Consider the following 24,824-nt stretch of genomic DNA (forward strand, 5'->3'; position numbering starts at 1 on the left):
GTCAAACGTTACACGCGCATCATCGGCCCGTCACCCGTCAATAGCCCAAATCGAGATCGACGACCGATATCATGTCCTCGCCCTTCCGGTACCGCTCCAGATTCTGGACGAAACGCTGCGCGGCGCGTTCGAACATGCGGGTCGTGGCGTTGCCCGACATGTGCGAGGTGATGAAGAGGTTCGGCGCGTCCCAGAGTGGATCGTCCGCGGGCAGGGGCTCCGGGCTGACGGTGTCGAGTACCGCGCCGCCGATCGCCTTGTTGTCGAGCGCCGCGATCAGCACCGGTTGATCGACTAGCGAGCCGCGGGCGATGTTTACGAGCCAGGCGCTGTCCTTCATCGCCGCGAGCTCGTCCGAACCGATCATATGCTGCGTCTCGGCTGTCGCCGGAGCGGCGAGGATCACCCAGTCGAACTCGCCGAGCCGGGGCCGCCAGTCATCCGGCCCGATCGCGCTGCCGTCCGCGACCGGCGTTCGGCGGACCGCGGTAATCTGCGCGTTGAAACCGGAAAGCGTCTGCGCGACCTGCCGGCCGATCGCGCCATAGCCGATAATCAGGACCTTGCTCTCGAACAGCTCGGCCGATCCGGGCGGGCCGTTCAGCCATTCCTTGCGGGACTGCGATTCGAGCAGCTTGTCGACGCGCTTGGCCGCCGCGAGCATTCCCATCACGACATATTCGGCGATCGGTATCGCGTTGATACCCGTGCCGTTGGTGACGATGGTTCCGCGCTTGCGCAGCGCGTCGACCGGGAAATGCTCGATGCCGGCATAGATGGAATTGAGCCATTTGAGGCCGGTGGCCGCGGTGATGATCTCGGCCATCTTCTCCTTGTCGTACATGTCGAACCAGCCGATCTCGACGCTGTCGGCGATCTCCATCGCCTCATCGGCACTTTCGAACCAGGTGACGTCGAGCCCGTCGATATGCGGCTCGACGAGCGGGCGGATCAGCGAGGCGATGGCGGCCTTTGTCATACGTCTATCCTCCAGTCCCAGCGCAGCGGATCGCCATCCATGATCTCGACGCCCCTGGCGGCAAGTTCATCGCGGATAGCATCGGCGGCGGGGAAGTTCTTGTTGGCCTTGGCGTTCTGCCGCAGGTCGAGTTGACGTTCGATTTCGACTTCGGTGATTTCGGCGGAGGTGGGGCGGATGCGCAGGTCTTCGCGGGTTAAGGTGAGGAGGTCGAGTCCCAAGATAGCGTCAGTTGCAGCAATTTCTTTCAACGAGACTATCGGGTCGACAGCTTTGGAGCCTAAGAACACTTCCAAACTCAGAAGTGCCATCGGTGTATTCAAATCATCCGAAATTGCTTCGTCCAGCTCCCGAATCTGATCAAGATACTGAATGTTTGATCGTATATCCTCGTCACCCTGAACTTGTTTCAGGGTCCACCCATCCGTCGGCACCGTCCGCGCGGATTGCGAAGTGGATGCTGAAACAAGTTCAGCATGACGATTTTTGATAGCCTCGACCGCCATGACCATCCGCTTCAACCGCGTCAGCGCCGCGAGCAGATTGTCGAACGTAAATTCCAGCTCGCTGCGATAATGGGCCTGGAGGCACATCAGCCGATAGGCGAGGGGGTGGACGCCCTTATCGACGAGCAGTTGCAGCGTCAGGAACTCGCCCGCTGATTTGCTCATCTTCCCGCCGTGATCCACGAGGAAATTATTGTGCATCCAGATATTCGCGCCGGTATCGGCCGAGCAGCTATGCGCCTGGTTCTGCGCGATCTCGTTGGGGTGGTGGATCTCGCGATGGTCGATGCCTCCCGTGTGGATGTCGAAGGTTTCGCCGAGATACATCTTGCTCATCACCGAGCATTCGAGATGCCAGCCCGGTGCGCCCTTGCCCCAGGGGGAATCCCATTCCATCTGCCGCGTTTCGCCCTCGGGCGTCTTGCGCCAGATGGCGAAATCGGTGGCGTGGCGCTTGCCCTCGACCGGATCGATCCGGCTTTCGCCCTCATCGGTGTTGGCGCGCGCGAGCCGGCCATAATCGGGCACGGTCGAGGTATCGAAATAGAGGCCGCTGTCGAGCTCGTAGCAATGCTTGTCCGCAATGCTCTTCGCGAAATCGATCATCTGTTCGACATGCTCGGTCGCGATCGACCATCTGGCCGGCTGGCGGATGTTGAGCCGCTCGATGTCGCGCCAATAGGCTTGTGTGTAGAATTTCGCGATGTCCCAGGCTGATTTGCCGCTTTCGCTTGCCGCCTTCTCCATCTTGTCGTCGCCCGCATCGGCATCGGACGTCAGATGGCCGACATCGGTGATGTTGATGATATGGGCAAGTTCATAGCCCTTCCAGGACAGCACCCGGCCCAGCGTATCGGCGAAGATATAGGCACGCATATTGCCGATATGCTGGTAGTTGTAGACGGTCGGCCCGCAGGTATAGACGCGCGCCTCGCCGGGATGGACGGGCCGGAATTTCTCCGGCTGCCGGGTCAGGCTGTTGAACAGGGTGAGCGGGGCGGAATGGCTCTCGGTCATGCGCGCCAGCGATGGCCGCCTTGTGCGGGAAGGTCAATCGTTTCGGGCCGCGCTCCTGCCCGGTGTCAACGGGCTCATCCGCCCGATTCGCCGGGTTCGACGGTCTGGTAGTTCGCCGTGTACGCTTCCAGCTGCACTTCGCATTCGTTCGACAGCAGCACCGATCCCAAGGCCAGCGGATCTTCGGAATCCACATCGATCGGAAGCAGATCGATATGCGTGTGCGCGTCGCTGCCCGCCGCAGCGATCATGTAGGTGCCGCTCTCGGCAGCGAAATTTTCGGGCCAAGTGTGCGAAAACTGCCCTTCCGGAAAGCTGACCGTCATGGTCTGGCCGTCGGCGGTCCGGGTTATCACGACCTGTGCCGCTTCGGACGCGTTGGCCCGCCACAGCGAAACAGGTTCGTTCTCCGCGATGCAAAAGGCGCCGGCCTGGTTGATGTCCATCTGCCAGACCGTGCGGTTCGCCGCGCTGATCGGTGCGATCTGCGGAAGACCGCGGCTGACCCCGGTTCGCGCGACGCCGTTTCGGCCGTTCGTTGTGACGCCGCCCGAAGCGACGCGCAGTGCCGCGCCGATTCGATAGCGTCCCGGCCGGCTATATTGCCGGGTGCCGCTGCTTGTCAGTACGGTCAGCCGGTCGCCGGCGCGCAGCCGGATCACCTGATCGTCGTCGAGACGTGTTCCGCGCGGATATTCGCGGGCGATCGCCCCGCTCGCATTGGTGACCAGCGCATCGGCCATGGCCGGCGCGGCCATCGATGCCAGCGCGATCCCTGCCGCCGCATACAGCGCCGATTTACTTCCCGTGTAGAACATAGCTCCCTCCTGGTTCCGTGTTGATCAGGCGCTTGGCGAAGTTTTGCAATGCCGCGTCCTCGCCATTCTGTGCCGCCAGCTCCGCGATTTTCTCGCGCGCCTGTTCATGTCCCTGCTCGAATTCCCGATACAGACTATCGAGCATCGCAGCTGAACCTGCCGTGATTTCCAGCACAGGTTCGTAGATTTCCACCGGCGTGGCGCGACCGGACAGGGTGACGCGCCCCAGACAGCGGAAATCGACCTTGGTCACCTTTTCGACCGCTTCGCGGCTTGCCAGCGCGACCGTATCCGTCTGTTTGTTCGCGCTTTCGAGGCGTGCCGCTGTGTTCATCGCGTCACCGAGCGCGGTATACTGGATGCGCTCCTCGCCGCCGAAGTTACCGACGATCGCTTCGCCGCAATGGAGGCCCACCCGCGTCCGCCCGATCGGCGGTACGCCGTCCGGCGTGCTTTTGCGGAATTCCTCGCCGAACCGCCACATGGCCACCGCACATTGCGCCGCGCGGTCGGCATCGTCGGGCCGCGCGATTGGCGCGCCCCAGAACGCGACGACTGCGTCGCCCACGAACTTGTCGATCGTCCCGCCATATTCGAGAACGATCTCGCTCATCTTGTCGAGATAGCGGTTGAGCAGGGACGCGACCATTTCCGGTTCGATCGCATGGCTGAGCTTCGTAAAACCTTCGAGATCGGTGAAGACTGCATAGATTTCGCGCTTCTCGCCGCGCAGCGAGAGCCGGTCGGGATCCGCGACGATCTGGTTCGCGACATCGGGCGGCAGATATTTGTTGAGCGCGCCCTGCACATATTCCCGCTTTTCCGCGCCGACAGATCGCGCCGCCGCGCCGATCGCCGTGAAGGCGATGATCCAGCCGCCGAGCCAGCCGAACACCGGCAGGCTCTGCGTATCGACGCCGACGCGATGCAAGGTGAACGGGACGACGACGATGACCGCCGCCTGGATCGCGATCAGCACGGCGAGCTTCCAGAGCCTTACATCGCTCAGACTGGTCAGTGCGCCGCACAACACGACCAGCAGCGCGGTCGCCCACAGTACCCATGACGGAACGCTGCGCAGCATCGTGCCATCGAGCATCTGGGCGAGCAGATGGCCATGGACCTCGACCCCGGCGATCGGGTCGTTGCCCTGCAGACGGGTGAGCGGGGTTTCGAACCGGTCGATATCAGGGAGGTCGGTGCCGATGAGGACATAGCGATCGGTGATGAAGGTCGACAGGAACGCCGCCTCCTCGTCGTTGGCGAAGAAATCGATGGCGAGCTTCATGAACGGCGGCTCGTTCTCGAAGAAGGGCCGCCGATAGGCGATGCTGCCCCGATGCGTCCGATAGGCCTCGTTCCCGGGTACCAGCGAATTCGCCATCAGCGGCGGGAGGTCGGCCGGCTGTTCGGGCCAGCTGCGCTGGACATTGTCATTGTCCGCACCGAGCTTGACGCTCGTCGGCTGGACGAGATCGTTGGTGATCCGGCGATGCAGATCGGCGATGAAGTCGACCTGGCGCGGCTGCAAACGCAGGTTTTCATTACTCTCCATCGTCACATAGGCCAGAAAAGTCGGCGTTTGCATGTCGTTCAGCGCCGCAACGAGCAGATCGTCATTGGCGGTCGGCTGGTCGATCAGGATGTCGATCGCGATGGCGCGCGGCTGCATGGCATCGAGCGAGCGCAATGCATTGGCGAGAATTTCGCGGTCGAGCGGCGAGCGAACGCCGGTGTTGAGCAGCGTGTCCTCCTCATAGGTGACGATGGTGATCCGTTCATCCTGTTCGGCGCGCTCCATCGCATAGCTCGCCCGGACGTCGAACAGCACGCGCTCGATCTCGTCGGTGAAGGGAAGGGCCCAGCTGAGCCGGGCGATGAGCACGGCAAGGATCAGCAGGACGGCGCTTGCGGACAGGCGCAACGGACCGACTTCGCGCCACAGCCGCGCGAAGCGGCCGGACTGTTCCGGGTCGCTTCCGGACGTATCCATGCGGGGGCCGGTGTCTCTATCCACGGCGCCGGGCGGAGTTTTGCATCGTCATCGCGGATCCGCCGGCCCGGGCAATCGGTCGGGTCTCGTCGCCGGCGATTGCGAGATCGTCAAAAAGGGCGAGCATAGCTCCCCAACCCAAAGACCAGCGCATGCTAACCCCCTCCGCATATCGCGGCGCACGGGCGGGAGTTCAAAAAAACCCGCGGAGCGCGCCCAAATCATGCGACCTCGGGGCATGTATACCGGCCATGTCGGGGGAATCCAGCGCTCGTTGGGAAGCGATGGGCAGGAATGGGGCCGATGCCGGCGGCTTATCGGCTGGGCTTGGGTCAGCCGCGCGACCGGCGCAAACGGCTGACAAGCGACGGCTTGTTTTCCGGCATGCGCTGGAGTTTCGGCAGAACCGGCGCGCGGCGTTCGCCGCCGATCAGAGCCAGGGCCTCGTCAAAATCGCCGTCCCAGTAGATCGGGCTGCGGGCGCTCAGGAAATAGATTTCCTCTTCGATACGCTGCGCCAGGATCGACGCGAAACGCTCCTTGCCGCCGCGCGTGAATTCGATACGCAGCCGCAGCCGGTCGCTGTCTTCGAGCAACGGCAGGAGATCGATACTGTCCCGCGTGAACTGGCCACGCGCGCCGAATGCGATCTCTTCACGAACCGGAACGCCATTGGCCCGGATCACCAGTCGGCCCTGATGCAGGACGGCGAAATCCAGCCGCGCCGCAGCGCGATCGAAGCCGAGCAGCACATGATGGCGGTTCGGCAGCGGCGCGGAAAGCTTGCCCATCTTTTCGACATTGGTCAGCCATGCCGTTTCGCCGTCCTCGCGATGCGCGCGGCCGAGCAGGATGCGCCCGCTGTTACCCGGCGCGCGCGCCGCCGCGGACTTGTGCAGCAGCAGCTTCTTCGTCGGCAGCGGTACGGCATCGATCATCGCCTTTTGCGCCAGATAGGCTCCATGGCCGGCCTGGGCGGTAATCGACGCATAATCGCCGGCATGGTCGAGCAGGATATCCGGGACGACGAGCAGGTCCCGGCCTTGCTGGGCGGCGCGGGTCACATATTCATGTGTCGCGCCCTTGGGGACGCGATAGGATTCGAACGGACCGAGCGCCTGAAATGTCGATCGGCGTCCCGCCACCAGTTCCAGCCCATAAGCGCCGCCGGTCAGGGCCTGGCTCGCCGGATCGCCGCCGAGCGGCGCGAAGATCGTGTCGGGATCGCCGCCCTCGGCATCGGCGGCAAATGCAAACATCGTCGTGAACAAGGCATCGGGACAGGTCGCACCGGCCCGGCGCAGCGCATCCGCCAATCCTGGCTTGCAGGATGTCGCCTCGGCGGCCTGAAAAAGGAGAATATCGTGATCGACGTTTTCCAGTGCGTGATTGAAGCATGCACCGGCTGCCGTTCCGATGGCCTCGTTCAGCTCGACCGCCCCGCCGCCGACTTCGTCGACCATAGTACGTTGGGCGCCGGTTATCGCTGTCGCCGCATAGATGACGACGGAGTCGATATCCCGTGCGCTCAGGGCCTGGTCGATCGCCTGATCGATGGCCTCGCCGGTAGCGGCGTGAATCACGAGTGCGATCGTTTCGCGCCGGTCGGGCGCGGTGATCGTAGGGGCGAGCGCTGCAGCGCCTTCGGCCGCCACGAACCGGTGAAAGCCGTACCAGGTCGCCAGATTGGCCGCATTGTCGAACGCCGGCCGGGCGAGCGGCTGGCCGTCGTCGAGCGCGGTCTTCAGCTGGATGGCCAGCGCTTCGGTTTCGGGCGGGACGAGCGTCGCGTCATGATCGGCTTCGTGGATGAGTTCGGGCGTGCCGCCGACGGCGCTCGCAACGAAGGGAATTTTGTGCACGAGCGCTTCGTAGACGGCCATCGTCGAATTCTCGATCAGCGACGGCATTGCGGCGATCATATCGCGCGAACACATCAGCGACAGCGCTTCGGGCTGGTTGAGATCGGTGACGATATCGGCGGGGAAGGGCCAGCGTTCGGCATGCTCGTGGATGAAGTCGAGCGGCATCATGCCCTGTTGCGCGGCGAGCGGTTCGCCGGGCTTGCCGAGAAAGGTCACGCGGTCGATCGCGACGCCCTGCGCGACGAGCTTGTCGACCGCGAGAACGAAGAGATCGAGCCCCTTGCGCGGTTCGAGACGCCCGAAAAAGACGAGTTCGCGGGTGTGGATGCGATCGCCGAATGCCCGATCCGGCCGTTTGTCCTCGACCTTCACCTCTGCAAAATCGACGATATTGGGCTGGACGAAGGTGCGGCCTTCAGGAAGCGCATAGCCGATATGATCCATGAAGCTCAGGAGGTGCGCGCTGCCGCCGACGACCATGTCCGCCCATTCGACGCATTTCTGCTCGGCGAAACTGGCAATCAGCAGGTCGACATTGTCGATCGGCTGCATCTGGTAATGCCGGTTCCAGATATAGGGCGACGAGGTCTTGGTGACGAACAGCGTGTCCTGGAACGCCAGCCCGAGCCGTTTCGCCTGGAGTGCATAAAAGGCGCCGCCGCGCCATTCGGAGCTGTGAACGATATCGAAACGTTCGGTATCGCGAAGCCAGCGATAGAAAGATAGCCAGCGGGCCTGCCATTTGGAACTGGCGCCGGCGAGCGGTTCGCCGAGATCGGGGAGGGGAACGAACGTGATGCCGAGTTCGGCATAATGGTCGATCCAGTGCGCGGCCGTCTCGTTTTCGACCTCGCTGCCCTTGAGGTAGCAGACGGTGACGTCATGGCCGTCGGCCATGAGCCCGCGAGCCAGATGATAATAGGTCGACGCGATCCCGCCGTTGCGGACCGGACCGACGATCTCTTCGGTGGCGATCAGGACGCGCAGCTTCCCTGCAGCCTCGCTCTGGAACCGGTCCAGCGAGGGAAAGCTGCCGACGGTGAATTCATCGCGCTGCACTGGTCTGCCTCTCATGTCCCGCTGGTTTTTTCGGCCTTGCAACGCACGTGACCGTATTGATTTCGAGATCATCGCGCGTCAGCTCGCCGTCGAACGCCAGCACTTTCTCAAGGATATCGGGCTTCAGACGCTCCAGTGTCTCCGGCGGAGAGCGCTTTTCGTCCCAGTGTTCGATATCGAAGGCGATCCGGGTCATGCGCTTGAGTTCGTCCAGTTTGATGCGGTTGAGCTTGGTGCGCATATAGTGGTCCGGGGCAAAATTGCCGACGTTCAGAATATGGTTCCAATCGATCAATTGTCGTTGTTGTTCGGATTGCGGGTCGATCCGGTCAACGCTGTTCGGCGCCAGATGATGGCCGTTCCAGCAGTAGAAATTGTGGTGATTGTACAGGAGATAACCGTCGGCCCGGACATAGCGCCCGAGACCGGACAGGATCGTGCCGATATCCAGCAGGTGTTCGGTTACGTTATGCAGCGACAGGATGTCGAAGCGCCGGTCGGGATCGAGCGCATCATGCTTCGCCGGGATCAGCTCGATATCGGGGCAGTGCTCGGCGATGTGGCCCAGGGTGTTCGGGAGCTCGACATAGCGTCTCTTCCGTTTGTCCTTGATCCGCGCCTTGTCGAGATTGATCCGCGGATCGACCCCCGTGTAGCTCTGTGCGCCCATCATGAGAAAAGCCGTGCCGTAGAGTCCCGGTCCGCAACCGATATCGAGTATGTCGCGGCCGCGAAGATATCGGCGCATCCGGTACGGCCAGCCGAGATACCCGTGGCGCAGCGCCAGCTCGATCAGCCCCGGGTCGTAATTGCGGCATGCCCGTTCCAGATCGTCGGCATAGGCGAAATGCGCCGCTTTGGCGGCTTCGGGATCGTCCAACCAGAAATAGCCGTCCAATATCGGCAGACGCCGCCGGAACCATTCGGCGACATGCGCTGCCTCCGTCACCGCGTCGCTGGACAGAAGGCTTTCGATCCGTGCGAGCTTTTCGGCGGTTCCGTCCTTCAGCTCTTTTCGCGCGGCCTGAATCTCGCGCGCCCTGGACGGCGGATGCGGCGGCGTTCGGGCCGCGCTGCCGGTCGTTCCGGTGACCACGGATCGTTTCGCGCGGTTCCAGAGCCGCCATAACAGGCTTGCATTGGCGCCATCGGTGGTCGGCTCGGATTTCATCAGGCAAGGTGCCTTTTTGGTGGAAAGCTGGCAGTGACGGACGGCAAATCGAAAAGAATTGCGGTCATTTACGCGGACCTATAGCGAGCTTCGCAAAATAGCGGAAGGCGATTCGAATGAAGCTGATGGTAACCGGCGGCGCGGGCTTCGTCGGGAGCAACCTGATTGCACGGCTCAATGCGCTGGGCGGCTACGAGGTCGTGGTCCTGGACAATGAGGTGCTGGGATCGCGCGAGGCGATCACCGATCTCGACGCGGCGTTCATAAAGGGCGATATCCGCGACGCGGAAGCGGTCGAGGCGGCGCTCGACGGGGTCGAAGCGATCGTCCATCTTGCCGCCGATACCCGCGTTATTCCATCTATTTCCGATCCGAAGTTCAATTTCGATGTGAATGTCGGGGGCAGCCTCGTGATTCTCGAGGCGATGCGCCGGCTGGGGACCGAAAAGATCGTCAGCGCGTCGACCGGCGGCGCGATCATCGGCGAGGCCGATCCGCCGGTCTATGAGGGCATGGTCGCTTCGCCGGTATCGCCCTATGGCGCATCGAAACTGGCGGTCGAGGGCTATTGTTCGGCCTATTCCGCCTGTTACGGCATCCAGGCTGCGTCGCTCCGCTTTTCCAACGTGTACGGGCCGCGATCCTGGCACAAGGGCAGCGTCGTCGCCCTGTTCATCAAGCAGATCCTCAGGGGCGAGACCCTGACCGTTTATGGCGACGGCGAACAGACGCGCGATTATGTCCATGCGCGGGATCTGGCCGACGGCATCGCGGCGGCGCTGCAATCCGATGCCAGCGGACCGATCCAGCTGGGAACCGGGATCGGCACGCCGCTTAACGCGATCATAGCGATGCTGCGCGAGATCAGCGCCAAGGATTTTGCTGTCGACTATCAGCCGTTCCGCGACGGCGAGATCGTCCACACCTGGTGCGATATCAGCCATGCCCGCGCCACCTTGGGCTATGATCCGCAGATTGCGGTGCGCGAGGGGCTTGAGGAAAGCTGGCGCTGGTTCGTCGACAATCGCGAGCGGCTGGCGCTCTAGTTTGGGCCTCCGCTTGTTTCCGCCGCCGCTTTTTCGCACAGTCCGCGCATCGTGACGCATATCGCCTTTTTCGAACCGTCCTACGCCGCGCACAACCGGCGCGACTGGGAAATTCGCGGCAGCTACAAATATCCGAGCCTGCTCGGCGATCTCCACAAATGCGCGACGGTGACGGTGTCGATGCGCACGCTCCCGCCCGAGGGCGATCCGCACCGGCGGCGGCTGGAGACGGACCATGGCGTCCGGTTCCTCGCCATCGACACGCTCGAGGATGCGGGCGAACATGCGGTCGAGATGCTCGCGGACGACTATTCCGCCGTTATCGCCACCGAGGCGCCCGATATCGTCAGCACGCTCAATGGCCGGCCGATCGGTCATAACTACGCGCTGGCCCGCGCCGCGCACGACAATGGCGTAGACTATGTCTACCGGATCGCCGGCAACGATATCGCGACGCAGACGGCGGTCCGGGAATCGGACGGCTACCCCTTCACAGGCACGGGTTTGCTGGCGAATCTCCTGGCGCAGGAACGCTATGCGGCCGAGGTTGCCCGCACGGTGATCGTTATGGGCGGGACGGAGCGGGCCCGGGCCGAGGGGCTGGTGTCCGATCCTGGAAAGATCCGGATCTGCCGGCGCGGCGTCGACCGCGCGCATTTCGCGCCGCCGCCCGACGCGCCGGCTCGCTGCGATCGGATCCTGTTCGTCGGCCGGGATAGCGCGGAGAAGGGCATCGACCTGATCGAAGGCGCCGCGGCGATCCTCGCCGAACAGCGGCCGGCCATAAACTTCGTCATTGCCGGCGATTTCGCGGCGCGCGAAGAGAGCAATCGGCGCTATCTCGGCTTCCACGACTATGCGGCGCTGCCCGGACTGTATCGCGACAATCATGCCTTGCTGCTGCCGGCCCGGTCCGAAGGCTTTCCGCAGGTCGTGATGGAGGCGATGAGCTGCGGCTTGCCGGCAATCCTCTCGAAAAGCCTGTTCGCCGACGATTTCGGTGCGGAGGACGGTGTCGCGCTGGTCGAGCGGAACGCGCAGGCAATCGCCGATGCGATCATGCGCTGGCATGACGACCCGGCTCTGTTCGCCGCCGAGCGGACGCGCGCCCGCGATCACGCGGCGGCGCATTTCGATGCGGCGGTCAACGGTGCGCTGTACCATCGCGCCCTGCTGGACGAACCGACATGACCGCGGATATCCGCCCCATCGCGCGCCGCTACTGGTTTGCCGACGCGGCGGCGCTCGCTGCGATCCGCGCGGCGGAAGATCCGCCCCTGTGGACGGCCAGCGATCTTCCGGTAACGGCCATCTGCCTCGATGACGAGAGCGTGGACGCGCTCGGCGCGACCGCGGACAACGATGCCGGGCTGCGGATCATTGACGCGCGAGACCCGGCCGCGTTCGGCGCGACACTGGCGCGCGAGCTGAAAAGCGAGCAGGCGCGCTATCTCGAATTCGCCTTTCACGCGGTCGAGGATTTCGCGCCGGCGCTGGATCTGTTGCTGGAACAGCTCGCGGACGGGGCGCCGGCTGCGTTGGGTGCACAGCTCCTCGCGATCGGCCGTTTCGAGACCGGTACGAGCCGCGATGACGCCTACCCGATGGTCGAAGGCATATGGATCGCGGCCGAGCATGCCCGCAAGACGATCGCTACCGATAGACCGAATGACCGCGCATCCCTCCGTTCCGTGCTGTCGAAGCTGATCCGGGATATGGAGGCCCGGCGGATCCCGCTGATAATCGGCGCTCTTTATCGGACCGCCGCCGAAGAGCCCGGCCCGCAGGGAGCGGATCATGATGCCGCCCAGTGGCGCGCCCGGACCGCGCGCGCCTGGTCCGAGATCGAGCGGCTTCGCAGCGAGAAGCGGGTCCGGTCGGGCCGCGAAGCGGCGCTCCGGACCCGGCACGAACGCGATCTCGCCCGTCAGGCGGAGCGGGCGCAGCAAGAGATTGACCGGTTGCATCGCGCCGCCGGCTGGGCAGGGCGATGGCGGGCGCGCCTGGCCCGTTTTTTCGGGCGCCGATGACCGCGCGCTGGCCGCTTCCGACCGATGCCCCGCTCGTCGCGGCCATCGTCGCGACCCGCAACCGCTTCTGGCGTGACGCCATCGCCCTGTGGCGCGACATATTCCGGCACGGATCGAATGACGCGCTGGCGGCCGGATGTATCGCCGAAGCCGCATTGCGCATTGGCGAACAGGGCATTGCCGACCAGATGCTCGATCAGTTCGAAACTGTGCCCGATTTCCTCGACCGGATATTGCATGCAGACGGGGCGGCATCGGTAGAGCCGCCGTGCGGCGATCTGGCGTCGTTCGCCTTTCGCCCGGACGAAGAGATCGCCGCATTCCGCGCCACCCATCCTCTGGCCGACCAATTGCCGGACAGACTGAATTCGGTGCAGCAGGCAGTGCCGCTCCGTGTCTCGCCGCTGACCCGGTTGCGAGCGCCGAAGGCCGAACGGGTCGCGCAAAAGGTCGCGGCGCTCGTCGAAAGGCGGGACGGCGACGCTCTCCGCCGCCTTGCGACGGACCTTGTCGAGCGGCGCGCAGCCCCGGACGCGCTGCACTGGGCGATACTCGGTATCGACGCGCTGGGCGTCGAAAGCGGAGATACGGCGTTCGATGCGCTGCTGTCCGGCTTTGCGCGCTATCCGCTCGGACCAACCCCGCGGGCGCTGGCCGATGCACGGCTCTATCGGGGCCTCGGCTATCCGGCCTTCGCCCGTCTGTGCCTCCTGGAAGCGATGCAGCAGGCCGGCCGCGCCCGCGATCGCGCGAAGATCCGCCGGCGGCTCGCGGCGCTCGCCGCGGAACGGGACCGCTGGCTTGACGATTGCGCGATTCTTTCGGCATCCGATTTTGGCAGCACGACGCCGGAACGCGATGCGCTGCTCGCTCATGTGCGGGAGCGGAGCGGTCCCGCGCCGCTGCAGACCGAGGCGGTATCGGTCGAGCCGCTCGAACTCGCCTTCGACTGGCTTCTCGATACCGGGCTCGGAGAGGCCGAGCAGTATGCGCCCGACAACCGTCTGCTGATGGTCGGTAACACCCTGGGCTGCGGCGGGATGGAGCGGATGCTGGCGCGCGCCTATCGGCATTTCTCGGACGGCGATTCCTTCGAGCGTGTCGATCTCGCCCTGCTCGATTATGCCGATGGCGCGCCCTCGGCCTTCTACGCGGACGAGGCGGGCGTAACAGCCGAGGACATCCTACTGCTAGGCCGGGACGGCGATGCGACGATGCCCTTTTCGCTGCTGCCCGGAAGCTGGAAGGTCCGCGCGCAAAGGCTCTATGCGCATATTCACGATACCCGGCCGCGCGTGATCCACGCCTGGAACGATCTGACCGGGTTGCTGGCTGCCTATGCCGGGCTCGTGGCCGGCTGCCCGAAAATCATCGTCCATTTTCATCACACGCCGAACGTGCCGCTGTCGGGCCGTGCCGAAACGATCGCTTCCTATCCGGCCGTCTATCGGAAGCTGCGAACCCGGCTCGATATCCGGACGGTCTTCTGCGCCGAAGCGGCGGCGCGCGGCTATGCCCAATGGTGGCGCGTGCCCGAGGACGAACGGTTTCGCGTCCTGTATAACGGCTTCGACTGGAATATCCCGGCAATCGGGCAAGCGCAGGCCAAGGACGCGATCGGACTGGCGGGCGATCGTCCGGTGGTCGGAACCGTGCTGCGCTTTTCTGGGGTGAAACAGCCACTGCTCTGGGCCGAGGCGGCCATCGCGCTCGCCAAGGATGCGCCGGACGCGCAATTCCTGATGGTCGGCGATGGACCACTGCGCTCGGCCGTAGCGGATCGCTTCGCCGAGGCGGGGCTGGCGGCCTCGCTGCATATGCCCGGGCAAGTGGACAATGTGCCGGACTATCTCGCCGCGATGGACCTGTTCTGGCTGACCTCGCGCACCGAGGGACTTCCGAATGTGCTGATTGAGGCGCAGTTTTCGGGGGTGCCGATAGCGGCGTTCGACGTCGGTGGGATCGGCGAGACATTTGTCGCGGGCGAAACCGGCATTCTCGTGCCGCCCGACGATATTGCCGGACTGACCCACCGCAGCTTGGCCCTTCTCCGCGACCAGGAATGGCGGGATGCCGCGTCGGCCAAAGCCGTTGCTCAAGCGGATGAGCGTTTCTCGTCCAGCGCCTTTTTTGAGGGGCTGCGCAATCTCTATTGAATTTGGCGACACCGAATTTCGGCGCTTGTATTCGCGCCGCCAGCCTGTTTGAACGCGCGGATGGAGAGGGCGTGGCGTTTCGCGATCGATCGCGGCGGGACATTTACCGATGTCGTTGCGATTGCGCCCGATGGCACGCTCCACGTCGAGAAGCTGCTGTCGGAGAATCCCGAGCAATATGACGATGCGGCGGTCGCAGCGGTCGAGCGGTTGCGGGCGCGCCATGGCGAGGAGCCCATCGCGAGCGTGAAAATGGGCACAACCGTTGCCACCAATGCGCTGCTCGAACGCAGGGGCGAGCGGGTGGCGCTGGCGGTGACGCGCGGTTTCGGCGATGCGCTGCGGATCGGCTATCAGGCGCGGCCTGAGATTTTTGCGCGGCATATCCGGCTTCCCGGCCAGCTGTACGAGCGCGTGATCGAGATCGACGAGCGCGTGCGGGTCGACGGCACGGTCGAGACGGCGCCCGACGAGGCCGCTGCGCGGGCGGCGTTTGAAGCGGCATTCGTCGATGGCTTTCGCGCCATTGCGATCCTGCTCATGCATGGCTGGCACCATACCGCCCATGAAGAACGGCTCGCCGCCATCGCACGCGATGTGGGTTTCACCCAGATTTCGGTCAGCCACGAGGTCGCGCCGCTGATCAAGCTGGTCGGGCGCGGCGATACGACCGTGGTCGACGCCTATCTCTCGCCCGTGCTGCGCCGCTATGTGGACAAGGTTGTGGGTGGAATTGGGGACAAAGTCCGGCTGCAATTCATGCAATCCAATGGCGGCCTCGCCGATGCGCAGGCGTTTCGCGGCAAGGACGCGATCCTATCAGGCCCGGCCGGCGGCATCGTCGGCATGGCCAAGACGGCCGGGCAGGCGGGGTTCGAGCGGATCATCGGCTTCGACATGGGCGGTACCTCCACCGATGTCTCGCACTATGCCGGCCAGTATGAACGGACGTTGGAAACCGTCGTCGCGGGGATCCGCATCCGCGCGCCGATGCTGCAGATCCATACCGTGGCGGCGGGCGGCGGCTCGATCTGCCATTTCGACGGCAGCCGGTTCCGGGTCGGTCCGGACAGTGCGGGCGCCGTGCCCGGGCCGGCCTGTTATCGCCGCGGCGGGCCGCTGACCGTCACCGACTGCAACGTTGCGCTCGGCAAGATCGAGCCCGAGCACTTTCCGCATGTGTTCGGGCCCCATGCCGACCAGCCGATCGACGCCGATATCGTGCAGGCGATACTCGCGTCGTTCGCCGACGAAATCGAGACCGCGACCGGCAACCGGATGACGCCCGAGGAGGTCGCGGAGGGATTCCTGCGCATTGCGGTCGACAATATGGCGAACGCGATCAAGAAGATCTCGATCGCACGCGGCCATGACGTAACCCGCTACACGCTTGCCTGTTTCGGCGGTGCGGGCGGCCAGCATGCCTGCCTCGTCGCCGATGCACTGGGAATCGACCGGATCCAGATCCACCCGCTCGCCGGCGTGCTGTCTGCCTATGGTATCGGCCTCGCCGATGTAACGGTGCTGCGCGAGGTGACGTTCGGCAAGGCGCTGGGCACGGATTTCGACGCGGAGATCGCGGCGCTGGCCGAGGAAGCCGAAGCGGCCGTGCGCGAGCAGGGCGTCGACGATGCGGCAATCGACAGCGATCGCCGCGTGGCGCTGCGCTATGCCGGAAGCGACAGCGCGCTCGAAGTCGCGTGCGATACGCCCGAGACGATGCGCACGGCGTTCGAGGCGTTGCACAAGACGCGCTACGGCTATGTCGACGAAGACGCCGAGGTGATCGTCGAAACGCTGATCGCCGAAGCGGTCGGCCGGACGGAAAATGTCGGTACTCCTGCGAAGGCAGGAGCCCAGGCCCGAACCCGGCAGACTGGGCTCCTGCCTTCGCAGGAGCACGGAGATGTGTTTCGCAGGGATGACATTTCAACGAGCGATCGCATCACCGGTCCGGCGATGATCGTCGAGGAGACGGCGACCACCTATGTCGAACCGGGCTGGCAGGCCGAGGCGGATGGCCATAACAATCTTATCCTGACCCGCTCCGTTCCGCGCGTGGAGCATCATGCGATCGGCACGGATGTCGATCCGGTGATGCTCGAAATCTTCAACAATCTGTTCATGGCGATCGCCGAGGAGATGGGCGTTGCGCTGCAGAGCACCGCGAGCTCGGTCAACATCAAGGAGCGGCTCGATTTCTCCTGTGCGCTGTTCGATCCGACCGGCGCGCTGATCGCCAATGCGCCGCATATCCCCGTCCATCTCGGCTCGATGGGCGACAGCATCCGTACTATCATCGAGGCGCGCGGTGTCGACAAGGACGGGAAAGCCGCGGACGGGCGCGGTATCCGCCCGGGCGATGCCTATGTCCTGAACGCGCCCTATCGCGGCGGAACGCATTTGCCGGATATCACGGTCATCGTCCCCGTCTTTCATCCCGGAGATCACCAGCCTGCCGCCTTTGTCGCGGCGCGCGGCCATCATGCCGATATCGGCGGGATCGCGCCGGGTTCCATGCCGTCGGACAGCCGCTCGATCACCGAAGAGGGCGTGCTGCTCGACAATGTGCTGATGGTCGACGAAGGACGCTTCCTCGAGGCCGAAATGCGAGCGATTCTCGGCGCGGGCGAGCATCCGGCGCGCAATCCGGATCGCAATATCTCCGATCTCAAGGCCCAGCTCGCCGCCTGTACGCGCGGCGCGGAAGAACTGGTGCGGATCGCGGTGGATTATGGGCGCGACGTCGTGGCGGCCTATATGAACCACGTCCTCGCCAATGCCGAAGAGGCAGTGCGCCGCCTGATCGAGAAGCTCGACGACGGGGCGTTCACCTACGAGATGGACAATGGCGCGCAGGTGTCGGTCGCCATTACGGTCGATCGTGAGGCGCGGTCCGCGACCATCGATTTCACCGGTACGAGCGACCAGCAGCCTGACAATTTCAACGCGCCCCATTCGATCACCCGCGCCGCGACGCTCTATGTCGTGCGCACCCTGATCGACGATGCGATCCCGATGAATGACGGTTGCCTCAGGCCGATCGAGCTGGTTGTGCCCGAGGGATCGATGCTCAATCCCCAATATCCGGCGGCCGTCGTCGCGGGCAATGTCGAGACGAGCCAGGTCGTCACCGACGCGCTGTTCGCGGCGACCGGCCGGCTCGCGCCGTCGGCGGGCACGATGAACAATTTCACCTTCGGCAACGATCGCCACCAATATTATGAGACGATCGCCGGCGGCTCGGGCGCTGGGCCCGACCATGACGGCACCAGCGCCGTGCAGACGCATATGACGAACAGCCGGCTGACCGATCCCGAGATCCTCGAAACGCGGCTGCCGGTGCTCCTCGAAAGTTTCGCGATCCGGCAAGGCTCGGGCGGGGAAGGGCGGCACCGGGGTGGCGACGGCACGGTCCGCCGCGTGCGTTTCCTCGAAGCCATGCAGGCGAACATGCTCGCCAATCGCCGCCGGATTCCGCCCAAGGGGATAAGGGGCGGAGGAGATGCGGCGCCGGGTCGCAACATCGTCGAGCGGACGGACGGCAGCCGGGAAGAGCTGCCTGCGACGGCGTCGAGCGCGCTGGAACCGGGCGACGTCTATGTGATCGAAACGCCCGGTGGCGGCGGATATGGGGGGAAGCAGAAGTGAAACAAAATCCGTGTGCCCTGAGCTTGTCGAAGGGCCGTCCTTCACTTTTCCGCACTCGAAGAAGAAAGAACAGGGCTTCGACAGGCTCTGCCCGAACGGGTTGTTTCCATGACTGACTATCTCGTCCTGTCCGGCATCCTCGTTGTGGTCGTCGGTTTCGCGCTGCGGCTCAACCCGCTGCTGGTCGTCACGCTCGCGGCGCTGGCCACAGGACTGCTCGGCGGGCTCGATTTCGTCGCCGTGATCTCGGCCTTTGGCGCGGCGTTCAACGACAATCGCTATATCAGCGTCGTCTGGATCGTGCTTCCGGTGATCGGGCTGCTCGAACGTTATGGCCTGCAGCAGCGCGCCCGCGCGGTGATCGAGCAGATACGAGGCGCGACGATGGGGCGGTTGCTACTGCTCTACCTCCTCTTCCGGCAGGTGACGGCAGCGCTGGGCCTCACATCGGTTGCCGGGCACGCCCAGACCGTCCGCCCGCTCGTCGCGCCGATGGCCGAGGCGGCGGCGGAGAAAACGCACGGGCGATTGGAAGAGGATGAGCGCGAACAGGTGCTCGGAATGTCGGCCGCGACCGACAATATCGGGCTCTTTTTCGGCGAGGATATCTTCGTCGCCATCGCCTCGATCCTGCTGATCCAGGGCGTCTTCCAGAGCTATGGATACGAGCTGACGCCGCTCCAGCTCTCCGTCTGGGCGATCCCGACCGCGATTTGCGCGTTCATCATCCATGGCTCGCGCCTGCTATGGTTCGATCACAAATTGGGCAAAATTCCCTCTCCCTCGATGGGAGAGGGAGGGGCCGGCCGGCAAAGCCGGTGGGAGGGTGAGGGTGACCCCACGGTTGGCGACGGCTCCAGCCGTGAGGTCACCCCCACCCAACCCTCCCCCATCAAGGGGGAGGGCTCTCCATGATCACGCTCACCTGGCTTTATGTGCTGGCGGGCATCGCCTTTACGCTGTTCGCGCTGCTGAGCGCGCTGGACCGGACCAACGGCAAGCGGTTTGGAAACGCGGCATTCTGGGGCCTGCTCGCGATCAGCTTTTTCTTCGGCGGGTATCTGAGCGATTTCGCCAATGGCATTCTCGTGCTGGCGCTCGTCGGAATAGCCGGGCTGGGCTGGCTCGGCAGGAGCGATCCGCCGACGACCAGCCTCGAGGAGCGGCTTGGGCTTTCCGACACGTTCGGCAACAAGCTCTTCCTTCCCGCGCTGATCATCCCGATCACCGCCTTCGCGGGCACGATCCTCTACAATTACACGCCGTTCGGGGAATCCGGCCTGTTCGAAGCGCGCTGGGTGACGCTGATCCTGCTCGGCCTCGGCGTGCTGATCGCCTTGATCGTGTGCCTGATCTGGCTCAGGCCGCCGCTGCTGGCCCCGGTGGAAGAGGGCAGACGGCTGATGGATTCCATTGGTTGGGCGGCCGTCCTGCCGCAGATGCTCGCCGCGCTCGGCGCCGTGTTCGCGCTGGCCGGTGTCGGCGACGTCATCGGCGGGATCGCCGGCGGGATCATTCCCGAGGGCAGCGTCTTCATCACGGTGCTGATCTTCTGCCTCGGCATGGCGTTGTTCACGATGATCATGGGCAATGCCTTCGCCGCCTTCCCGGTGATGGCGGCGGCGATCGGCATTCCGTTTCTGGTGATCGATTATGGCGGTAACCCGGCGGTCATCGGGGCGATCGGCATGCTGGCGGGTTTCTGCGGCACGCTGATGACGCCGATGGCGGCGAACTTCAATATCGTGCCCGCCGCCCTGCTCGAGCTGAAAAGCCAATATGGCGTAATCCGGATGCAGGTTGCGACGGCGATTCCATTGCTGGCCTGCAACATCCTTCTCATCTATTTCCTGGCCTTCTGACGTGCTTAGTCATTGCGAGGAGCGAAGCGACGAAGCAATCCAGAGTTGCACGCGATACCGCCAGTCGCTCTGGATTGCTTCGCTGCGCTCGCAATGACGGTATAGAGACCTGATGGAATCGAAACTCACCTCTGAACTGGCGGAAAAATTCGCGGCGATCGCGCTCGGCCATGTCACGCAGCAATATCCGCACAAGCTCGATCATGTGCTGAACGGGCCCGAGGATGCGCGCGAGCCCAAAGCGCTGCACCCGATCTTCTATGGCAGTTTCGACTGGCACAGCTGCGTCCATGGCTACTGGATGCTGCTGACCCTGCGGCGGCTCTATCCCGACGCGCCGTTCGCGAAGGAGGTCGAAGCGCTGTCCGACCGGATGCTGACCGAGGAGAAGGTGGCAAGCGAACTCGCTTATTTGGACCGCGAATATTCGGGCGGGTTCGAACGGCCCTATGGCTGGGCCTGGCTGCTGGCGTTGCACGGCGAAGCGGCGCGGCACGAAGATCGCGACTGGGGCGCGAATCTCGAACCATTGGCGCGCGAATTCGCCGAACGGTTCAAGCTGTTTCTGCCGAAACAGGGTTATCCGATCCGCACCGGCACCCATTACAACACCGCGTTCGCGCTGGTGCTCGCCCATGGCTGGGCGGAAACGCATGACGCGGACCTGCTCGGCCTGATCCGCGAGCGCGCCGGTTTCTATTACGGCATGGACCGCGACTGCCAGGCCTGGGAGCCGGGCGGGGACGAATTCCTCTCCTCGGCGATGATCGAGGCGCTCGCCATGCGGACGGTGCTCGGGAAGGCGGATTTCGCCGAATGGTTTGCAGCGTTCCTGCCGCGGCTCGATATCGGCGAACCGGCAAGCCTGTTCACGCCCGCCCGGCCCAGCGACCGCAGCGACGGCAAGATCGCACATCTCGACGGCTTCAACCTCGCCCGCGCCTGGTGCTGGCGGCGCATCGCCGATGCGCTGCCCGAGGATCTCAGGGCGCAGGCCGGGCAGGTCGCAGACCGGCATCTTGCCGCGAGCCTTGCCCATGTCGAGGGCGACTATATGGGCGAACATTGGCTGGCGAGCTTCGCGGTGCTGGCGTTGACGGCTTGAACGGGGCAGGGTTTCGCTGAAGTCGCCGTCATTGCGAGCGTAGCGAAGCAACCCAGGGCGGCTGACGATATCGCGTGCAGCTCTGGATTGCCGCGTCGCGCCGAAACGAGTTCGGGCCTCCTCGCAATGACGATGTTGGTTTAATCCGCGGCTTCCAGAGCCTCCGACGCTTCGGTCCAGCGCTCTTCCTGCTCGGCGATCTTTTCGTCCAGCCGTGCGCGTTTCATCATCAGCTCGGTCATCGTCGCGCTGGCGAGATCGCCCTTTGCCTCGTCGGGTGCGAACATCGCCCGATCGATCGCCGAGCGGTCCTTCTCCAGTTTCGCTATCAGCGTCTCGGCGGCCTTCGCCGCCTTGCGCAATTCCTGCGTCTGCCTGCGCGCCTCGGCGGCCTCCCGGCGCGCCTGTTTGGCGTTTTTCCGCGCGCCGCTCCTCGCCTCCGGCGGTGCCTCATTCTTGCCCAGCACCAGATCGGTATAATCGTCGATCGATCCGTCATATTCCGTCGCCGTGCCGTCCTCGATCAGGATCAGCCGGTCGGCGGTCAGCTCCAGCATGTGCCGGTCATGACTGACGATCACGACGGCACCTGCATAATCGGCCAACGCCTGGACCAACGCCTCGCGCGCATCGACATCCAGATGGTTGGTCGGTTCGTCGAGGATCAGGAGGTGCGGCGCGTCGCGGGTGATCAGGGCGAGCGCCAGTCGCGCCCGTTCGCCGCCCGACAGCTTGCGCACTTCGATCGTCGCCTTGTCGCCGGAAAAGCCGAACCGGCCCAGTTGGCCGCGTACGGCGCCGGGTTTCGCCTCGGGCATCGCGCGCGTAATATGGTCGAGCGGCGTATCGTCCCCGTCCAGTTCCTCGACCTGATACTGGGTGAAATAGCCGACCCGCGTCTTGCCATGGATTGCGATATCGCCGGCCATCGGGTCGAGCTGCCCTGCCAGCAGCCGGGCAAGCGTCGTCTTGCCGTTGCCGTTGCGGCCGAGAAAGGCGATGCGGTCCTCCGGATCGATGCGCAGCGACAGCCGGGAGAGGACGGGCGTGTTTTCCGCATAACCCACCGCAGCGTCTTCGAGCACGATCATCGGCGGCTTCATCTCGCCGGGGCTCGGAAAACCGAAAATGAGGCTGGGATCCTCGACCGCGGCTTCGACGGGCGCCATCCTAGCCAGCGCCTTCATCCGGCTCTGCGCCTGTTTCGCGGCATGCGCCTTGGCGCGCCAGCGATCGACGAACGCCTGCAGTTTCTCGCGTTCGGCCAATTGTTTCGCCCGCACGCTCGCCGCCTGCGCCGCCTGCTCGGCGCTCTGTTTCTCGAACGCGTCATAGCCGCCCGGATAGAGTTTCGTCCGGCCGCTCTTCAGGTGCAGGATATGATCGACGACATTGTTGAGCAGATCGCGTTCATGGCTGATCACCAGCATCGTCCCGCGATAGTCGCGCAGGAAATTTTCGAGCCACAGCGTGGCTTCGAGATCGAGATGGTTCGAAGGCTCGTCGAGCATCAGCATGTCGGGCGCAACGAACAGCAAGGCGGCCAGCGCAACCCGCATCCGCCACCCGCCCGAAAAGCTCTCGAGCGGCTGCGCCTGCATCTCTTCGTCAAAGCCGAGGCCGCTCAGGATGCGCGCCGCGCGGGCGGGCTCCGCATGGGCGTCCATCGCATTCAGCCGTTCATGGATGTCGCTGATCCGCTGCGGATCGGTCGTCGCCTCTGCCTCGGCCAACAGCTCCGCACGTTCGCTGTTGGCGGCGAGCACGGTTTCGAGCGGCGTTTCGTTTCCCGACGGCGCTTCCTGCGCCAGATAGCCGATCCGCATCTCCTTGGGCATGTCGATCGCGCCGTCATCGGCTTCGATCTGTCCCGTCAGCGCGCGCATCAGCGTCGACTTGCCCGCGCCATTGCGGCCGATCAGCCCGATCTTTCCGCCGGGCGGCAGCGCCGCCGTCGCGCCGTCGAGGATCACCGTGCCGCCGAGGCGCACCTTGAGATTGCTGAAATTGATCATCGGGGCGCCGCCTATAGCGGAAATGGGACGAGAGGCCAGACCATTGGAGCCCATCGGGGGTAGGGGCGGCGTACTTTGCTTGAGGATAGTATCAGTAAGAACCGTTAGTCCTGAGCCCGTCGAAGGACGCTTCACACCGGACAAACGGGCTTCGACAAGCTCAGCCCTAACGGATCAGGGCGGTCGGCATCCGCGCTAGGCCCGGCCGCCACCCACCACAAAACTCGCCACCGTCGTCGTGCTGCCGCCGATATTGAGCATGCCGAACGTGTCCGCGCCCTCGACTTGATAGTCTCCGGCCTCGCCCGTCACCTGTTTCGCGCAGTCGAGCATCATGCGCACGCCGGTCGCGCCGACCGGATGGCCGAGGCCGATCAGGCCGCCGCTGGGGTTGATCGGATGCGCGCCGTCGATCGCGATCCCGCCATTCTCGATGATCTTCCAGCTTTCGCCGGGTTCGGTCAGGCCGAGATGGTCGATGGCCATATATTCGGTGGTCGTGAAACAGTCATGGACCTCGATACCGTCGAGGTCCTTCGCCGAACCGATCCCCGCCCGGTCGAGCGCGTCGGAAACCGCCTTGCGGACATGCGGAAAGACATAGTCTTCGGCCTTGCTCGCCTCGATTTTGGGCTGATAGCCGATATGCGCGGTCGTGTGGCCCCAACCGTCGATGCGCGCCAGATTGTCGGGCGTCTTGCCGTGCTTCTCGGCATATTCCCGCGCCTTCGTCTCGCCCGCGAGGAAGATCACGGCCCCGCCATCGGAAACCTGCCCGCAATCCTGCCGCCGGATGCGGCCGTCGATCACCGGGTTCGCCTCGTCATCCTCTTCGAAGCTCGCATTGCCGAATGTCCAGCCGCGGGTCTGCGAATTGGGATTGCGGCGGCCATTGGCGAAGTTGTTGCGGGCGATCTCGGCGAGATGCGCATGGCTAAGGCCGAACCTCCGCTCATATTCGTCGCCCAGTTCGGAGAAGATGTGCGGCCAGGGATATTTGACGCCCTCGCATTCCTTGCCGGAAAACATCGCCGGACCGCCGATATATTGCGCGGCCGTATCGCCCGGCACGTTGCGCATCATCTCGATCCCGAGGACGCACACGCAATCGTATCGCCCGGCCTCGATCTCGGCCATTGCGGAGAGGATCGCCATGCTGCCCGAGGCGCAGGCCGCTTCGTGGCGCTGGGCCGGCATGCCGGAAAAACGATCGTCGACCGCCGCGAAAAAGCCGCCGAGCTGGCCCTGGTTGCAGAACAGCTCGGCGGTGAAATTGCCGACATGGGCCGATTCTATCTCTTCGGGTTCGAGGCCGGTATCGTTGAGTCCACCCTCGAGCGTCGCCTTGAACATGGCGAACAGATCGTCGCCCTCGCGGTGCCAGTTCCGCGCGAAATCGGTCTGGTAACCGCCGAGAATGAATACAGGTGCGCTCATGCCGTCCTCCACCGGGTAAGGCTTACGGATACGTAAGCTGGTTTCGTAATGCAAGTTTTGCTACCCGAATCGCCCCGCGTCGCGACCGGCCGGTTTCGGCGATCCATCCGAAGG

General features: G+C 64.3%; 15 protein-coding genes and 1 pseudogene. 8 read left to right on the forward strand and 8 right to left on the reverse strand.

Annotated features, from left to right (window positions below; genetic code table 11):
- Positions 1 to 37: 37 nt before the first annotated feature.
- From HFP57_RS02315 to HFP57_RS02340, 6 genes are all read right to left on the reverse strand, one after another.
- Positions 38 to 979 (reverse strand): D-2-hydroxyacid dehydrogenase, encoded by a 942-nt coding sequence (locus HFP57_RS02315; RefSeq protein ID WP_176868250.1) that lies wholly within the window; start codon positions 977 to 979, stop codon positions 38 to 40.
- Entirely contained in the window at positions 976 to 2,502 is a 1,527-nt protein-coding gene (gene cysS, locus HFP57_RS02320; protein WP_176868251.1) for a cysteine--tRNA ligase, read from the reverse strand. Before cysS ends, HFP57_RS02315 begins: the two co-directional genes overlap by 4 nt.
- Before the next feature lie 74 nt (positions 2,503 to 2,576).
- The gene (locus HFP57_RS02325) at positions 2,577 to 3,320 is read right to left on the reverse strand and encodes a hypothetical protein (RefSeq protein ID WP_176868252.1); all 744 of its coding nucleotides are present in this window, start codon (positions 3,318 to 3,320) and stop codon (positions 2,577 to 2,579) included.
- Complete coding sequence (locus HFP57_RS02330) at positions 3,301 to 5,313, reverse strand: adenylate/guanylate cyclase domain-containing protein (protein WP_176868253.1); 2,013 nt, start codon at positions 5,311 to 5,313, stop codon at positions 3,301 to 3,303. The genes HFP57_RS02325 and HFP57_RS02330 overlap by 20 nt, the downstream gene beginning before the upstream one ends.
- A gap of 332 nt (positions 5,314 to 5,645) precedes the next feature.
- On the reverse strand, positions 5,646 to 8,237 hold the full coding sequence (locus HFP57_RS02335) for a glycosyltransferase family 4 protein (protein ID WP_176868254.1): 2,592 nt from the start codon (positions 8,235 to 8,237) through the stop codon (positions 5,646 to 5,648).
- Positions 8,224 to 9,408: a class I SAM-dependent methyltransferase gene (locus HFP57_RS02340; protein WP_176868255.1), complete on the reverse strand. Its 1,185-nt coding sequence runs from the start codon at positions 9,406 to 9,408 to the stop codon at positions 8,224 to 8,226. The genes HFP57_RS02335 and HFP57_RS02340 overlap by 14 nt, the downstream gene beginning before the upstream one ends.
- 116 nt (positions 9,409 to 9,524) lie before the next feature.
- On the opposite strand from HFP57_RS02340, the gene HFP57_RS02345 reads away from it, so the two are divergent.
- The 8 genes and pseudogenes from HFP57_RS02345 (at position 9,525) to HFP57_RS02380 (ending at position 21,258) form a co-directional block, all read left to right on the forward strand.
- Positions 9,525 to 10,454 (forward strand): NAD-dependent epimerase/dehydratase family protein, encoded by a 930-nt coding sequence (locus HFP57_RS02345; protein ID WP_176868256.1) that lies wholly within the window; start codon positions 9,525 to 9,527, stop codon positions 10,452 to 10,454.
- 51 nt (positions 10,455 to 10,505) lie between these two features.
- Positions 10,506 to 11,645, forward strand: a complete 1,140-nt coding sequence (locus tag HFP57_RS02350) for a glycosyltransferase (RefSeq protein WP_176868257.1) — start codon at positions 10,506 to 10,508, stop codon at positions 11,643 to 11,645.
- Positions 11,642 to 12,484, forward strand: coding sequence for a hypothetical protein (locus HFP57_RS02355; RefSeq protein WP_176868258.1), 843 nt, complete (start codon positions 11,642 to 11,644; stop codon positions 12,482 to 12,484). Before HFP57_RS02350 ends, HFP57_RS02355 begins: the two co-directional genes overlap by 4 nt.
- Positions 12,481 to 14,640, forward strand: a complete 2,160-nt coding sequence (locus tag HFP57_RS02360; RefSeq protein WP_176868259.1) for a glycosyltransferase — start codon at positions 12,481 to 12,483, stop codon at positions 14,638 to 14,640. The genes HFP57_RS02355 and HFP57_RS02360 overlap by 4 nt, the downstream gene beginning before the upstream one ends.
- Positions 14,641 to 14,700: 60 nt before the next feature.
- Complete coding sequence (locus HFP57_RS02365; protein ID WP_176868260.1) at positions 14,701 to 18,291, forward strand: hydantoinase B/oxoprolinase family protein; 3,591 nt, start codon at positions 14,701 to 14,703, stop codon at positions 18,289 to 18,291.
- A 108-nt stretch (positions 18,292 to 18,399) separates the two neighbouring features.
- A pseudogene (locus HFP57_RS02370) lies at positions 18,400 to 19,065 on the forward strand (DUF969 domain-containing protein); the annotation flags it as partial.
- Between the two features lie 137 nt (positions 19,066 to 19,202).
- The gene (locus HFP57_RS02375) at positions 19,203 to 20,153 is read left to right on the forward strand and encodes a DUF979 domain-containing protein (RefSeq protein WP_176868262.1); all 951 of its coding nucleotides are present in this window, start codon (positions 19,203 to 19,205) and stop codon (positions 20,151 to 20,153) included.
- A 112-nt stretch (positions 20,154 to 20,265) separates the two neighbouring features.
- Complete coding sequence (locus HFP57_RS02380; protein ID WP_176868263.1) at positions 20,266 to 21,258, forward strand: DUF2891 domain-containing protein; 993 nt, start codon at positions 20,266 to 20,268, stop codon at positions 21,256 to 21,258.
- Between the two features lie 140 nt (positions 21,259 to 21,398).
- On the opposite strand, the gene HFP57_RS02385 is transcribed toward HFP57_RS02380, so the two are convergent.
- On the reverse strand, positions 21,399 to 23,273 hold the full coding sequence (locus HFP57_RS02385) for an ABC-F family ATP-binding cassette domain-containing protein (RefSeq protein WP_176868264.1): 1,875 nt from the start codon (positions 23,271 to 23,273) through the stop codon (positions 21,399 to 21,401).
- 195 nt (positions 23,274 to 23,468) lie between these two features.
- Positions 23,469 to 24,710 carry an acetyl-CoA acetyltransferase gene (locus HFP57_RS02390; RefSeq protein WP_176868265.1) on the reverse strand — a complete coding sequence of 414 codons (1,242 nt, stop codon included), beginning with the start codon at positions 24,708 to 24,710 and terminating at the stop codon, positions 23,469 to 23,471.
- Positions 24,711 to 24,824: the final 114 nt, after the last annotated feature.

It is taken from the genome of Parasphingopyxis algicola (genome assembly GCF_013378075.1).
GTDB lineage: Bacteria > Pseudomonadota > Alphaproteobacteria > Sphingomonadales > Sphingomonadaceae > Parasphingopyxis > Parasphingopyxis algicola.

What these genes read in the sequence shown, in the direction of transcription:
- HFP57_RS02315 (WP_176868250.1), bottom strand. Translation starts at nt 979, where the DNA reads ATGACAAAGGCCGCCATCGCCTCGCTGATCCGCCCGCTCGTCGAGCCG.
- cysS (WP_176868251.1), bottom strand. Translation starts at nt 2,502, where the DNA reads ATGACCGAGAGCCATTCCGCCCCGCTCACCCTGTTCAACAGCCTGACC.
- HFP57_RS02325 (WP_176868252.1), bottom strand. Translation starts at nt 3,320, where the DNA reads ATGTTCTACACGGGAAGTAAATCGGCGCTGTATGCGGCGGCAGGGATC.
- HFP57_RS02330 (WP_176868253.1), bottom strand. Translation starts at nt 5,313, where the DNA reads ATGGATACGTCCGGAAGCGACCCGGAACAGTCCGGCCGCTTCGCGCGG.
- HFP57_RS02340 (WP_176868255.1), bottom strand. Translation starts at nt 9,408, where the DNA reads ATGAAATCCGAGCCGACCACCGATGGCGCCAATGCAAGCCTGTTATGG.
- HFP57_RS02345 (WP_176868256.1), top strand. Translation starts at nt 9,525, where the DNA reads ATGAAGCTGATGGTAACCGGCGGCGCGGGCTTCGTCGGGAGCAACCTG.
- HFP57_RS02355 (WP_176868258.1), top strand. Translation starts at nt 11,642, where the DNA reads ATGACCGCGGATATCCGCCCCATCGCGCGCCGCTACTGGTTTGCCGAC.
- HFP57_RS02360 (WP_176868259.1), top strand. Translation starts at nt 12,481, where the DNA reads ATGACCGCGCGCTGGCCGCTTCCGACCGATGCCCCGCTCGTCGCGGCC.
- HFP57_RS02365 (WP_176868260.1), top strand. Translation starts at nt 14,701, where the DNA reads ATGGAGAGGGCGTGGCGTTTCGCGATCGATCGCGGCGGGACATTTACC.
- HFP57_RS02375 (WP_176868262.1), top strand. Translation starts at nt 19,203, where the DNA reads ATGATCACGCTCACCTGGCTTTATGTGCTGGCGGGCATCGCCTTTACG.
- HFP57_RS02380 (WP_176868263.1), top strand. Translation starts at nt 20,266, where the DNA reads ATGGAATCGAAACTCACCTCTGAACTGGCGGAAAAATTCGCGGCGATC.
- HFP57_RS02385 (WP_176868264.1), bottom strand. Translation starts at nt 23,273, where the DNA reads ATGATCAATTTCAGCAATCTCAAGGTGCGCCTCGGCGGCACGGTGATC.
- HFP57_RS02390 (WP_176868265.1), bottom strand. Translation starts at nt 24,710, where the DNA reads ATGAGCGCACCTGTATTCATTCTCGGCGGTTACCAGACCGATTTCGCG.